The sequence below is a fragment of the Allomesorhizobium camelthorni genome, from assembly GCF_011045125.1.
Lineage (GTDB): Bacteria > Pseudomonadota > Alphaproteobacteria > Rhizobiales > Rhizobiaceae > Allomesorhizobium > Allomesorhizobium camelthorni.
The window spans coordinates 111,190-122,909 of the sequence record NZ_JAAKZF010000001.1; the positions used below are offsets into that span (position 1 = coordinate 111,190).

The window sequence follows — 11,720 nt, forward strand, 5'->3', positions numbered from 1 at the left end:
TTACTGGCCGTCCTGTTCCTGTAGCGTCACAAGGCCGAGATTGCGGTATCCGGCCGCCGAGATGCGCGCCATCACCTTCATCACCGTGCCGTAGTCGGCGGTCCTGTCGCCGCGCACATAGATGCGTTCCTCATACCCCGCCTGGGCGATCGCCTCGAGTTTCGGCACCACTTCCTCGAGCGGGATCTCCGTCTCTTGAAGATAGATCTGGCCGCCCTGGTTGACCGAGACGGTGATCGGCTGCGTATCGGAGTTCAGCGCCTTGGCCTGCGTCTCCGGCAGGTCGATCGGCACGCCGACCGTCAACAGGGGTGCGGCCACCATGAAGATGATGAGCAGCACCAGCATCACGTCGACGAAAGGCGTGACGTTTATTTCCGATATCAGGCCGTGATGGCGGCCGCGCCGCCTGTGGCCGCGCGACCCGCGCCCGCCCGTTTGTCCCGCTGACATTCCCATGCTTGTTGTCCTCAGCCCTTGGGGGCTACTTTTTCATCGATTTGGCGCGAGAGTATGGCGGAGAACTCGTCGGCGAAGCCTTCCATCCGGACCGCGATCTTGCCGGCGTCCGATGACAATTTGTTGTAGGCGATGACCGCGGGTATGGCGGCGAGCAGACCGATCGCGGTGGCCAGCAGCGCCTCGGCGATGCCGGGGGCCACGACCGCCAGATTGGTCGACTTCGATCCCGCGATGGCCTGGAACGAGGTCATGATGCCGACCACGGTGCCGAACAGGCCGATGAAGGGCGCCGCCGAACCGATGGTGGCGAGGAAGCCGAGCTTGCCTTCCAGCCGCTCCATTTCGCGCGTCAGCGCCAGATCCATCGCCTTGTCGATGCGGGTTTGCAGGCCGAGCGGCGATTTCGCGCCCTTCTCGAAGCTCTTCTTCCATTCTCGCATCGCCGCCACGAAGATCGCGCCCATGCCGACGGTCTTGCGGTCGGCGAGCGTGCGGTAGAGTTCTTCCAGCGATTGTCCCGACCAGAATATCTGCTCGAAGCGGTTCAGCGCACCGCGCATGCGGGCATAGGCGATCAGTTTGTCGACGACGATCGCCCAGGTCCAGATCGAGGCCAGAAGCAGGCCGATCATCACCAGCTTCACGACCCAGCCGGCCTGCCAGAACAGCCCCCAGATCGACAATTGCACGCCCGGCTCGGCGAGAGGTAGGTTTTCCATAAAGACAATTCCTTAGATATCCGGGGCTTGGCTCGCGGCTTAGCCCAATGCGCATCATCCCGTTCGGTCCGTTCGCGCGAAGCTTTCGGAATGCCCCTGAAAATGCGCCTTCGCGGGCCTTTTCAGGGCAAAGTTTGGTGAAACGAAGGCGCGCCGAATCCACCCGATTTCACCGGAGCAAGCCACAGTTTGCTCCGATCTCTTCATGGACCGTTAAGGTTAAGGATGGGTTAGTGGCCGGCGCTCTGAATCACGCCCTGCCCGGTATGAAAGCCGCGAGCCATTCGCGCGGAAAGCGCCTCGGCCGGCCGTTTTCGCCGATGATAGCGGCCTCCACTTTCGCTTCGACCAGCACTTCCTCGCCGCGCTTCAATTGCTGCGCCATGAAGATGCGCGCGCCGGAAATCTCCTCGGTGCGTGTCTCCACCGTCAGTATGTCGTCGATGCGGGCGGAGCCGCGAAAGTCGATCTCCATGCGCCGCACTACCCAGACGATCCTCTCGCCGTGCTTGCCGCCGGCGAGTTCGGTATGGTGCACGCCGGCCAGCCTCAGGAAATCGGAGCGGCCGCGCTCGAAGAATTCGAGATAGCGGGCATGATAGACGACGCCGGAAAAATCGGTGTCGGCATAGTAGACCCGCGCCATCAGGCGGTGGCCGGCGGGCGTGAGTTCGCCGGAAAGGCCGGCCATCAGCCTTTCGCGTTCACCATGATCTCCCATCGCACTTTCCTTTTCGCCCGCGCTGCTTCGTTCACTCCTCATCCTCAAACAGGCTGATCTGCTGGATGGCGAGGTCGCGCGGCGCTTCGAGCCCGAGATGCTTCCAGGCGTTCGCCGTCAGCACGCGGCCGCGCGGGGTGCGCTGGATAAAACCCTGCTGGATCAGATAGGGCTCGATGATGTCCTCTATGGCGTCGCGCGGCTCGGAAAGCCCCGCCGCGATCGTCTCGATGCCGACCGGCCCGCCGCCGAAATTTTGCGCGATCATCGTGAGATAGCGCCGGTCGAGCTGGTCGAGCCCGAGCGCGTCGACTTCCAGACGGGTCAGCGCCTCGTCGGCGACCTTGCGGGAAACGTGGTCGGCGCCGGCGACGCTTGCGAAATCGCGCACCCGGCGCAGGAGCCGCCCTGCAATGCGCGGCGTGCCGCGGGCGCGCCTTGCGATCTCCAGCGCTCCGTCGTCGCCGAGCGGCATGGCCAGAATGCGCGCGCCGCGCCGCACGATCATCTCCAGTTCCTCGACCGAGTAGAAATTCAGCCGCACCGGAATGCCGAAACGGTCGCGCAGCGGATTGGTGAGCAGGCCGAGCCGGGTGGTTGCCGCTACCAGCGTGAACTTCGCCAGGTCGATCTTGACCGAGCGCGCAGCAGGACCTTCACCGATGATCAGGTCGAGCTGATAGTCCTCCATCGCCGGATAGAGGATCTCCTCGACCGCTGGCGACAGCCGGTGGATCTCGTCGATGAAGAGAACGTCGCGGTCCTCGAGATTGGTGAGCAGGGCGGCGAGATCGCCGGCCTTGGCGATGACCGGGCCGGAGGTCGAGCGGAAATTGACGCCGAGCTCGCGCGCCATGATCTGCGCCAGCGTGGTCTTGCCGAGGCCGGGCGGACCGACGAACAGCACATGGTCGAGCGCCTCGCCCCGGCCCTTCGCGGCCTCCACGAATACCTTCAGATTGGCCCGCGCAGCCGCCTGCCCGACGAATTCGTCGAGGCTCTGCGGCCGCAGCGTCGTATCGGCGTCCTCGCCGCGCGGGTCGGGAGAGATCAGGCGCGGCGCGGTGTTCATGCGAGGAGTTCCATGCCTGAAACCGCAGCAACGGCGTCGCGGTCGAAAGTAAGTGTTTGCGCGCAACCGGCTTTGGCTGCGGCGTGAACTATCAAGTGGTCGGCCAATTCATCTTTCAGCGCCACGCCGCTGCCTACGAGCATCGAAACGAAGTATTCGTCCTCGACGACGAGGCCGGCCGTCTCGACAATCAATAGTAGTACGGCATGGACTTGAGCACGGGGGTACCGATAGAGGCGTCTAAGAACCCAGGTCAGTTCGACAAGCACGATCAAACTGACGAAGGCAGGGTCATCTGCCGTGCGAGCTTTCAGGAAAGCCTCTGCTTTCGCATACTGCTCCGCATCGTCTTTGACGATGTATCGAAGGAGGATATTGGTATCGACACCAATCATTCGCGGCCCTCACGCCATTGCCGGCGAATGCGCTCGTCGTCTTCGGCGAGATAGTCGCCGATTGCCTTGTCGAAGTCCTCAAGTGTCGCACCTGCTCCCTTAGGCGGCTTACCCAGAAACCCGGCAAGATCAGCGATATTGCGATTCTTCGGGATCAGCCGAACTAGACCGTTGTCGAGGACATAGTTGATCCGATCACCTGGCTTCAAATTCAGATATTCGCGCACTTCTTGCGGGATTGTCGTCTGGCCTTTTGAAGTGACTTTGGACTGATACCCCATCGAAACCTCCATCCTTACATCACTATATAGGTAAGGAAATTTCACTAACGCAAGCCACAATTTACCGCGCCAGTTCCTTCAACCCCAGCCTTATCAGCCTGGCCGAATCCGCGCCGTCCCCCGCGCTTTTCATCGCAGCCGCCACGGCATTCGCCGCGATGTCGCGCGAATAGCCAAGGTTGGTGAGCGCCGAGACCGCGTCGGCGACGGGCGCGGGCGCAACGCCTTCGCCGAGTTCCTGCTTCAGCCCGATCGTGCCGGACGCGGTCCCGGCAAAGGCCGGCGCCTTGTTCTTCAATTCGGTCACAATGCGCTCGGCGACCTTTTTTCCGACGCCCGGCGCGCGGGAAACCGTGGCGATGTCCCTCAACGCAATCGCGTTCGCCAGGTCGGAAGGGGCCAGGGTGGAAAGGATCGCCAGCGCCACCTTGGCGCCGACGCCCTGCACATTGTTCATCAGCATGCGGAACCACTCACGCTCCAGCGCCGTCCGGAAGCCGTAGAGCCGGATCATGTCCTCGCGCACATAGGTCTCGATGAACAGCGTCATCGCCTCGCCCGGCGCGGGCAGGGCGGCGAGCGTGCGCGATGAGCAGTAAGCGACGTAACCGACGCCGTGAACGTCGACGATGCAGTGATCCTCGTCGACCTCGTCGAGCGTGCCCTTGAGCTTGCCGATCATGGATGGGTGTCCGGGGCTATGATTTCAACGGCGGCGCCATCGGGATCAATCAGGGTCGATATCGTCACGTGGTCCCCGCAGCCAATCGACATATTCCTTGCCATCCATTCCCATCGTGTCGCAGGTGCCGGACATGCTCGCAACCCGTTCTTCGAATGTCTGGCTGGGCGATGGCGGCGGGTCTTCTCGCTTCCGGAGAACGATGCCGCCGGCCCCTTCCACGAATTCCACTTCCGATCCCGGCCCAATGCCAAGCCGATCTCGAACTTCCTTCGGTATCGTAACCCGGCCTTTGGTCGTAACCCGCTTGGTAGCGCCCCGAAACCTACCTATCCCGCCTGCGCGGAACAAGTCAAGAACATCACCCCGCAAGCGCCGCCAGCCTCGCCACCGCGCTTTGCCGATGATGCGCATGGCAAATGGCGATCGCCAGCGCGTCGGCGGCATCCTCGCTGTCGAAGACAGCCTTCGGCATCAGCACCTTGACCATCATGGCGATCTGCTTCTTGTCGCCATGGCCGACGCCGATCACTGCCTTCTTGACGGCGTTCGGCGCATATTCAGCGACTAGGAGCCCGGCAAGTGCGGGGACCAGCATGGCGACGCCGCGCGCCTGGCCGAGCTTCAGCGTGGCGGCCGCATCCCGGTTGACGAAGGTTGCCTCGACCGCCGCCTCGTGCGGCAGCTGGGCGCGCAATATCTCGGAGAGGCCGTCATGCAGCTGGCAAAGCCGCGCGGCAAGCGACGCCTTGTCGTCGGATCGCACGGTACCGGAAGCGACGAAACGCAGCGAATTGCCGAGCGTATCGACGATGCCCCAGCCGGTGCGCCGAAGCCCTGGGTCGATGCCGATGATGCGAATCGCGCTGTTCATGCGGACGAATCTACCCGCGCCGAAGGCGCTTGTCAGGAAAAGCCTGTCGATCGCTCGGAACAGGGAACCGATTAAGCGCCGCCACGTTTGCGATGGCTGCCCCTTTGCCTCTGGCGGGTTGCAGTTGAACCGGCGGAATGCCCCCTGTCCCTGTCGACATCTCCGCCGGTTCATCCGCCATTCGTCTAAAACAGTATTTACGCAACTGAATAGCCCCCTATATCCGCGGTTTCGACTTGGTATGGGCGCGAGGCCAAGGGGAGAATCGTGACTCGCGATAAGCGCGAAGACTACATTTACAGCCGGGCCTACGAGCTTGCGGCGAGCGGGCTGCATCTCGAGCCGATCACCATCATTGCCGCGCTCATCAAGGAGGGCTACCCCGAAGCGGCCGAAATTCTGGACAGCCCGCTCATACGCAACGATCTGCGGCAGGTCTGTGCCCGCAACTGGCCGGGCGTGAATCCCGAAAGGCCGGCAGGCGCCATCGGGGCCCCTGCGCCGCGAAAGCCGCCGTCCAACGGCTTCACCTGAGGAGTGAGGCAGCCGGTGACGGAAGCCCGCTGTTTTTTACGGTGGCGAACCGGTCAGCCGCGGGCGAACGCCGTGTTCAAAAGCGTGATCTGGTCCGAGACCGGATTGGTGCGTCTTGCGGCCGGCGTCGCCGCGGCGTTGCCGGCGCGGCCATAGATCTCCTCGTCCATCCGGCGCACCAGCGCCTGAAGCCTCAGCGAACGGTTCACCAGATCGACGAAAGCTTCCGGCAGTTCGTTCCAGCCGGCCGCGTCGTCGTGAGCCGAAGCCGTGTCGAGCCGCACCTTGGATTTCTCCGAAGCCACCTGGTCGCGCGTCATCTCGCCGGAATTGGCGGCCCGCTGCAGGAGCAACCATGATGCAACCTGCATCAGGCGGGTAGTGAGTCGCATGGATTCTGCGGCGTAGAGCGTGGCCGCCAGCCGCGACAGCTTCTTGGCTTCGGTGCGGCCGGGGCCGTCGAGATACTCGGCAGCCTGTTCGACCAGCCCCATCCCCTCATTGTAGAGGGGCTTGAAGGACTGGGAAAAGATCCGGCGTTCCGCCAGCCTGACCGTCTTTCCGCCGCCCTTCAAAGCCTCGATCATCATGTCGCCCCTGCACTCCTGAAACCGCCGCATGCCACATGTTGGCTGCCCGCCGGCGCGTTCCGAACCTATACGATACCGTTTCGGGAAAATGCGCCCGTGCATGATTGAAGGCAAGCACATGTTTAACAGAAGGTTAACGCGCCCAGGCGAGGCCGGGTTGTCCACAGAAGGACCGCTGCGGCCAAAAAAAAGAGCCGCTGAAAAGCGGCTCTCAGGAGTTTAACAGGGAGGCGTCAAACGAAGTGGCTCCAAACCACTCGGTAAGAATCCAGATCACTGGATGCGCTTAGTAAACGCCCGTAAAGCTTAACGATGGGTTAACGGCCGTGAAAAAATTGTCGTCAACCGGCCGTCGCGTCCCGTGTTGGCACAGCCGCCCGATCGTCGGCCTTCCACAGCACCGGCAGCGCTATCCAGGCGAAAAGCAGTAGCGAGGCGAAGAAGCCGATCGAGCTGACGGCCACAACGGGCTCGATTCCCGGATTGCCGCCAAGCAGGAAGAACAGCCCGATAACGAGTCCGACGCCGCTCACCGCGGTCAGCCAGAAATGCGCAGGCGCCAGTCGCGAAGCGCGGGCCGCCGGAACCAGCTGATAGAAGAACGCGAACACCGCCGACATCAGCCAGCCCGCCACCATGATGTGGGCGTGGGTAGGCATCTGGGCATGGTCATGGCTGATCGACATGGCAAGGCCGAGTATCATTCCGGCGATGGCGTAGCCTATCGCCAGCGTGAAGAAGTTGCGTGCTATCCCGTGCATTGTGCACCCCTTGCTGAGCCGCCCCCGCGGCCGTGCATCCTTATTCTACCGCGTCGCCGGCCTTTTGCAGCAGCATTGTTTCGGCGCCATGTCGCCTGAGCGCGAGCCGCGTCTATGCACGGTTACATAGCCGCTACAGAGCCTTGGCCAGTTCCCGCAGCCGGAATTTCTGGATCTTGCCGGTCGAGGTTTTGGGAATCTCGGCGAAGATCACCGTCCGCGGACATTTGAAGCGCGCCAGGAGCGTGCGGCAATGCTCTATGATCTCGCTCTCCGTTGCAGCCTTTCCGGGCTTCAGCTCGACATAGGCGACCGGCGTCTCGCCCCACTTTTCGTCGGGCCGCGCAACCACGCCGCAGGAGGCGACGGCCGGATGCTTGTAGAGAGCGTCCTCGACTTCGATGGAAGAAATGTTCTCGCCGCCCGAGATGATGATGTCCTTCGACCGGTCCTTGAGCTGGATGTAACCGTCGGGGTGCATCACGCCGAGGTCGCCGGAATGGAACCAGCCTCCTGCGAAGGCTTCATCGGTCGCCGGCCGGTTCTTCAGATAACCCTTCATGACGATATTGCCGCGGAACATGACCTCGCCGATGGTCTCGCTGTCGGCGGGCGTCGGCTCCATCGTTTCGGGGTCGAGCACCGTCAGCGCCTCCAGCGCGGCGTAGCGCACGCCCTGGCGAGCTTTCTTCGCCGTGCGCAGGCCCTTGTCGAGTGCGTCCCAATCGGCATGCCACTCATTGACGACGGCCGGCCCATAGGTCTCGGTCAGCCCATAGAGATGCGTCACCGCAAAGCCGGCATCGGCCATGCCGGAAAGCACAGCCTCCGGCGGCGGGGCGGCCGCGGTGTTGAAGGTCACGGTCTGCGGAAATTCCCGCTTCTCGGCATCGGGCGCGTTGATCAGCGTCGACATCACGATGGGCGCGCCGCAGAGATGGGTGACGCCATGGTCGGCGATGGCATCATACATGGCCTTCGCCCGCACCCAGCGCAGGCAGACATGCGTGCCCGCCTGCACCGCCAGCGTCCACGGAAAGCACCAGCCATTGCAGTGGAACATCGGCAGCGTCCACAGATAGACCGGGTGCTTGCCCATGCCGGCATGGATGGTGTTGGCGTAAGCCATCAGCGCGGCGCCGCGATGGTGATAGACCACGCCCTTGGGATTGCCGGTGGTGCCGGACGTGTAGTTCAGCGAAATCGCGTCCCACTCGTCGTCGGGCATCGACCAGGAAAATTCCGGGTCCCCGCTCCGGATAAAATCCTCGTAATCGAGCGAGCCGATGCGCTCGCCCTTGGGATAGGGGGCGTCGGCGGCGTATTCCGGATCGTCATAGTCGATGACCAGGGGCCGGACCTTGGCGAGCGCCAGCGCCTCCTTCATGACTGCGGAGAACTCGCGGTCGACGATCAGAACCTTGGTCTCGGCGTGATCGAGCTGGAATGCGACGACGGCCGCGTCGAGCCTTGTATTCAGCGAATGCAGCACCGCCTTGACCATAGGCACGCCGAAATGCGCTTCCAGCATGGCCGGCGTGTTGGACAACATCACCGTCACCGTATCGCCCTTGCCGATGCCTTTTTGCGCCAGCGCCGAGGCGAGCTGCAGCGACCGGCGCCAGAAATCGCGGTAGGAGAGCCGCACGCTACCATGGATGATGGCGGTCTGGTCGGGATAGGTCTTGGCCGCACGCTCGAGATAAGTGAGCGGCGTCAGCGGCTGGAAATTGGCTTTATTCCGGTCCAGTCCGCCGTCGTAGATGCTCGCCACTGAAGTCTCCCCACCGGATGATTTTGGCGAAGCTTAGCGGCAACGATCGGCGTCGTCATCTGGTGATGGTGCATGCAGCGGCCGGCGGTCACGACCTGTCGTCCTCGTAATAGGCAACGATGTCGCGGTGACCCTCGAGGATGTTGATGACCTCGAGCCGGTCTTCGTCATACCGAAAGAAAATCACATAGCTCCCGAACGCGAAGCTGCGGATGTCCGGGCGCAGTTCGGGCCGCGCCCGGCCCAATGTTCCGGGCAGCGCCGCCAGTTTCGCGCACTGCCCGCGCAATTCTTCGATAAAGCGGCGGCCGATGGCCAGACTGCCGCTCTCTCGCGTGATGTAATCAAGAATTGCAAGCAGATCCCGCCGAGCCGACGCCAGATAGACGAGGCGCGGCACTCAAAAGCCTTCGTCAGCAAGCGCTGCAGCTCTTGCCGCGATAGCCTCCTCTACCTCGTCATCGCTATGGGCTCCGCCTTCCGCGATCGACGCATCCAGTGTCGCGCGAAGCGCCTGCAATTTTGCCTCCCGCTCTTCGACGAGCCGCAGGCCTTCACGCACGACTTCGCTTGCCGAACCGTAGCGGCCCTGCCTTACAATTCGGGTGACAAAGCCTTCCCAGCGCTCTCCAATGGAAACGTTCATGACGATGCCTCCTGCAGAGCGTCAGTATAGCCGATAGCAAGAATAGCGCAATCTTTGTTATTGGCCGAGACTTAGTCAGCGTGATCAGAAGAGCGCGCCGGCCCTTTCACCGATGGACGCCGCCGGCGATTGCGCGGATCCGGTCGCCGCCATGTCAGCGGGCCGGCGTCCGCCCCAGCCGATCTTCGGCAGCCATTCGAGGTAGTAGGCGAAGGCGAATTGCAGCGCGATGCCGGTCGAGATCAGCACCGTGTCGTAGACAAAGCCTCCGGGGCTGATGATCTTCATCACCTGGCAGAGCATCGCCAGCATGGTGCCGGCGATGAAGACGGGCAGCGAATGCCTGCCGAGAACCGCGAGCGGATTGCGGGGGCTCGTCCGCGCCAGGTTCGACAGGCTGGGCGCCACTGCGATCAGATAAGCGAGCGAGAGAATGTGCAGAAGCCGCGACAGCGAAAGGAATGTCTTGTCGAAGCCGGCCAGCACCGCGGGCAGCGCCAGCGATGTCTCCGCGCCCCATAGCGAAAACCGCACCCAGACCAGCGCAAAGACGAGGTAGGCTACGGCCAGCAAGACCAGACACCAGTTGAAGCGGAGCTCGCCGCCGCGCCGGACATGCATCGTCGAAGCGACGCCGATGATGAAGAGAAACTGCCAGGACAGCGGATTGAGGAACCAGAAGCCGTCGGCCGGGTAGTTGGCCGGAGCGATCTGCCAGATCCCGGCAAGCAGCCAGACGAGGCCCGAGACCGTGACCATCAGGCCGAGATTGAGGCTGCCCAGCAGCAGGAAGAACGGCATCATCAAAAGCACGGCCGCATACATGGACAATATGTTGTTGTAGCCGATCTGATGGCCGAGCGTGGCAATGCCGATCAGCGCCTCCGGCGTGTCCTCGATGATCATCTGGATGTTGATCAGCTTCAGGAGATCGGGCCGGGCAAAGTAAAGCGCAGCGGCCGAGAATATGGCCAGCGTCGCCACCGTCGTCATGACGTGAGCGACATAGAGCACGCCCGCCCGCTTCCACGCCTTGAGCGCGATCAGCAGCCTGTTGCCTGGCTGGAATTTCAGTCCGTAGGCCAGGCCGACGGCGACGCCGGAGATCAGGACGAAGGCTTCGGCCGAATCGGAAAAGCCGAAATTCTTGTGGGTGAGGTGCTCGAACAGGGTGCCGGGAACGTGGTTGACGAAGATCGTCAGCAGGGCCAGCGCCCGGAAAACGTCGATGCGGGTGTCCCGCCTGGGTTGGGGACTGACGGTCATCGCGGTCATGACTTCTTCCGTGACATTCACTCGGGCGCCACGCGGTCCGAGTCGGCGGCGCGGCGAATCCGCCACGCAGAAGCTGTCCGAAAGAGGCGAATTTGTGCGCCTCCCCGTCACAAAATAATTCACCTTCAAAACATTTGGATGACGCCGTCCCAGATCAGCTTGAGCCCGATGATCGCCACCGTGGCGTAGGTGAACGGATAAAACACTTCCGGCCGCATGCGGCGCACGAGCCACGCGCCGGCAAGCGTTGCGAGCGGCGCCATCGGCATCAGCACGGCCGAGGCCGTGAGGTTGGTCGTGTCGAACTGGCCGAGCGCGAAATAGGGAACCAGCTTGACCGCATTGGTGACCGCGAAAAAGATCGCGCCGGTGCCGGTCAGCACTTTCGGGTCCATCCGCAGCGGCAGCGCATAGACCTGGAAGGGCGGCCCGCCGACATGGGCGACGAAGCTGGTGAAGCCGGCCACGGCGCCCCAGAAAGCCGCGGCGATGCGGTTCGGCTGGGCGGCATAGACGGAACCATGCCTGAACTGCTGGTACACCCAGCGCGTGACGAAAACGATCGCTACCGCACCGACGATGAAACGCACCATGTCGGCTGTGACCAGCGCCGCCGTCAGCCAGCCAAGGCCGATGCCGGCCAGCGCGCCTGGCAGCATCGTTGCAAGCGTCAGGCGGTCGAACACGCCGCGCCAGGTCCACAGCGAAACCATGTCCATCAGCACCAGTATCGGCAGCAGGATCGCGGCCGCCTGCACCGGCGGCATCACCAGCGCCATCAAAGGCACGCCGACAAAGCCGACCGCGCCGCCGAAGCCGCCCTTGGACAGGCCGACGAGTATGACGGCCGGAATGGCGGCCGCGTAGAACCACGGATCGGTGAGCAGTGCGTTCATGGAAGGGCCTTTCGCGATCCCGCAATATCGCGACAGCG

Annotated in this window: 17 protein-coding genes; 1 reads left to right on the forward strand and 16 read right to left on the reverse strand. The window is 62.9% G+C overall.

The window, feature by feature from the left end:
• The 9 genes from tolR to ruvC all read right to left on the reverse strand — a co-directional run bounded on the left by tolR (position 1) and on the right by ruvC (position 5,206).
• A complete protein-coding gene (tolR, locus tag G6N73_RS00585) occupies positions 1-459 on the reverse strand; it encodes a protein TolR (RefSeq protein ID WP_008834628.1) in 459 nt (152 codons plus the stop codon).
• 11 nt (positions 460-470) lie between these two features.
• Positions 471-1,181, reverse strand: a complete 711-nt coding sequence (gene tolQ / locus G6N73_RS00590; protein WP_165021694.1) for a protein TolQ — start codon at positions 1,179-1,181, stop codon at positions 471-473.
• Positions 1,182-1,431: 250 nt separating this feature from the next.
• Positions 1,432-1,902 (reverse strand): tol-pal system-associated acyl-CoA thioesterase, encoded by a 471-nt coding sequence (gene ybgC / locus G6N73_RS00595; RefSeq protein ID WP_165021697.1) that lies wholly within the window; start codon positions 1,900-1,902, stop codon positions 1,432-1,434.
• A 31-nt stretch (positions 1,903-1,933) separates the two neighbouring features.
• Positions 1,934-2,974: a Holliday junction branch migration DNA helicase RuvB gene (gene ruvB, locus G6N73_RS00600; RefSeq protein WP_165021699.1), complete on the reverse strand. Its 1,041-nt coding sequence runs from the start codon at positions 2,972-2,974 to the stop codon at positions 1,934-1,936.
• The gene (locus tag G6N73_RS00605; protein ID WP_165021701.1) at positions 2,971-3,369 is read right to left on the reverse strand and encodes a type II toxin-antitoxin system VapC family toxin; all 399 of its coding nucleotides are present in this window, start codon (positions 3,367-3,369) and stop codon (positions 2,971-2,973) included. Before G6N73_RS00605 ends, ruvB begins: the two co-directional genes overlap by 4 nt.
• The gene (locus G6N73_RS37865; protein ID WP_165021703.1) at positions 3,366-3,650 is read right to left on the reverse strand and encodes an AbrB/MazE/SpoVT family DNA-binding domain-containing protein; all 285 of its coding nucleotides are present in this window, start codon (positions 3,648-3,650) and stop codon (positions 3,366-3,368) included. Before G6N73_RS37865 ends, G6N73_RS00605 begins: the two co-directional genes overlap by 4 nt.
• Positions 3,651-3,711: 61 nt before the next feature.
• Entirely contained in the window at positions 3,712-4,332 is a 621-nt protein-coding gene (gene ruvA / locus G6N73_RS00615; RefSeq protein WP_165021705.1) for a Holliday junction branch migration protein RuvA, read from the reverse strand.
• A 45-nt stretch (positions 4,333-4,377) separates the two neighbouring features.
• Positions 4,378-4,665 carry an AbrB/MazE/SpoVT family DNA-binding domain-containing protein gene (locus tag G6N73_RS00620; RefSeq protein WP_343044533.1) on the reverse strand — a complete coding sequence of 96 codons (288 nt, stop codon included), beginning with the start codon at positions 4,663-4,665 and terminating at the stop codon, positions 4,378-4,380.
• Positions 4,666-4,693: 28 nt separating this feature from the next.
• A complete protein-coding gene (gene ruvC / locus G6N73_RS00625) occupies positions 4,694-5,206 on the reverse strand; it encodes a crossover junction endodeoxyribonuclease RuvC (RefSeq protein WP_165021709.1) in 513 nt (170 codons plus the stop codon).
• Positions 5,207-5,473: 267 nt separating this feature from the next.
• On the opposite strand from ruvC, the gene G6N73_RS00630 reads away from it, so the two are divergent.
• Positions 5,474-5,740, forward strand: a complete 267-nt coding sequence (locus G6N73_RS00630; RefSeq protein ID WP_206078581.1) for a hypothetical protein — start codon at positions 5,474-5,476, stop codon at positions 5,738-5,740.
• 53 nt (positions 5,741-5,793) lie between these two features.
• On the opposite strand, the gene rcdA is transcribed toward G6N73_RS00630, so the two are convergent.
• From rcdA to G6N73_RS00665, 7 genes are all read right to left on the reverse strand, one after another.
• The gene (gene rcdA, locus G6N73_RS00635; RefSeq protein ID WP_165022744.1) at positions 5,794-6,327 is read right to left on the reverse strand and encodes a protease adaptor protein RcdA; all 534 of its coding nucleotides are present in this window, start codon (positions 6,325-6,327) and stop codon (positions 5,794-5,796) included.
• A 344-nt stretch (positions 6,328-6,671) separates the two neighbouring features.
• Complete coding sequence (locus G6N73_RS00640) at positions 6,672-7,091, reverse strand: cbb3-type cytochrome c oxidase subunit I (protein ID WP_165021711.1); 420 nt, start codon at positions 7,089-7,091, stop codon at positions 6,672-6,674.
• Positions 7,092-7,224: 133 nt separating this feature from the next.
• Positions 7,225-8,865, reverse strand: a complete 1,641-nt coding sequence (locus tag G6N73_RS00645; protein WP_165021714.1) for an AMP-binding protein — start codon at positions 8,863-8,865, stop codon at positions 7,225-7,227.
• A gap of 88 nt (positions 8,866-8,953) precedes the next feature.
• Positions 8,954-9,265, reverse strand: a complete 312-nt coding sequence (locus G6N73_RS00650) for a type II toxin-antitoxin system RelE/ParE family toxin (protein WP_165021717.1) — start codon at positions 9,263-9,265, stop codon at positions 8,954-8,956.
• The gene (locus tag G6N73_RS00655; protein ID WP_165021720.1) at positions 9,266-9,511 is read right to left on the reverse strand and encodes a type II toxin-antitoxin system ParD family antitoxin; all 246 of its coding nucleotides are present in this window, start codon (positions 9,509-9,511) and stop codon (positions 9,266-9,268) included.
• A gap of 84 nt (positions 9,512-9,595) precedes the next feature.
• Complete coding sequence (locus G6N73_RS00660; RefSeq protein WP_165021727.1) at positions 9,596-10,786, reverse strand: OpgC family protein; 1,191 nt, start codon at positions 10,784-10,786, stop codon at positions 9,596-9,598.
• A gap of 125 nt (positions 10,787-10,911) precedes the next feature.
• Complete coding sequence (locus G6N73_RS00665) at positions 10,912-11,682, reverse strand: sulfite exporter TauE/SafE family protein (protein WP_165021729.1); 771 nt, start codon at positions 11,680-11,682, stop codon at positions 10,912-10,914.
• Positions 11,683-11,720 lie beyond the last annotated feature (38 nt).

Excerpts from the sequence above, each read along its gene's own strand:
- G6N73_RS00660 (WP_165021727.1), bottom strand. The coding sequence starts at position 10,786 with ATGACCGCGATGACCGTCAGTCCCCAACCCAGGCGGGACACCCGCATC.
- G6N73_RS00605 (WP_165021701.1), bottom strand. The coding sequence starts at position 3,369 with ATGATTGGTGTCGATACCAATATCCTCCTTCGATACATCGTCAAAGAC.
- tolQ (WP_165021694.1), bottom strand. The coding sequence starts at position 1,181 with ATGGAAAACCTACCTCTCGCCGAGCCGGGCGTGCAATTGTCGATCTGG.
- tolR (WP_008834628.1), bottom strand. The coding sequence starts at position 459 with ATGGGAATGTCAGCGGGACAAACGGGCGGGCGCGGGTCGCGCGGCCAC.
- G6N73_RS00640 (WP_165021711.1), bottom strand. The coding sequence starts at position 7,091 with ATGCACGGGATAGCACGCAACTTCTTCACGCTGGCGATAGGCTACGCC.
- G6N73_RS37865 (WP_165021703.1), bottom strand. The coding sequence starts at position 3,650 with ATGGGGTATCAGTCCAAAGTCACTTCAAAAGGCCAGACGACAATCCCG.
- ybgC (WP_165021697.1), bottom strand. The coding sequence starts at position 1,902 with ATGGGAGATCATGGTGAACGCGAAAGGCTGATGGCCGGCCTTTCCGGC.
- ruvA (WP_165021705.1), bottom strand. The coding sequence starts at position 4,332 with ATGATCGGCAAGCTCAAGGGCACGCTCGACGAGGTCGACGAGGATCAC.
- ruvC (WP_165021709.1), bottom strand. The coding sequence starts at position 5,206 with ATGAACAGCGCGATTCGCATCATCGGCATCGACCCAGGGCTTCGGCGC.
- G6N73_RS00665 (WP_165021729.1), bottom strand. The coding sequence starts at position 11,682 with ATGAACGCACTGCTCACCGATCCGTGGTTCTACGCGGCCGCCATTCCG.
- ruvB (WP_165021699.1), bottom strand. The coding sequence starts at position 2,974 with ATGAACACCGCGCCGCGCCTGATCTCTCCCGACCCGCGCGGCGAGGAC.
- G6N73_RS00655 (WP_165021720.1), bottom strand. The coding sequence starts at position 9,511 with ATGAACGTTTCCATTGGAGAGCGCTGGGAAGGCTTTGTCACCCGAATT.
- rcdA (WP_165022744.1), bottom strand. The coding sequence starts at position 6,327 with ATGATCGAGGCTTTGAAGGGCGGCGGAAAGACGGTCAGGCTGGCGGAA.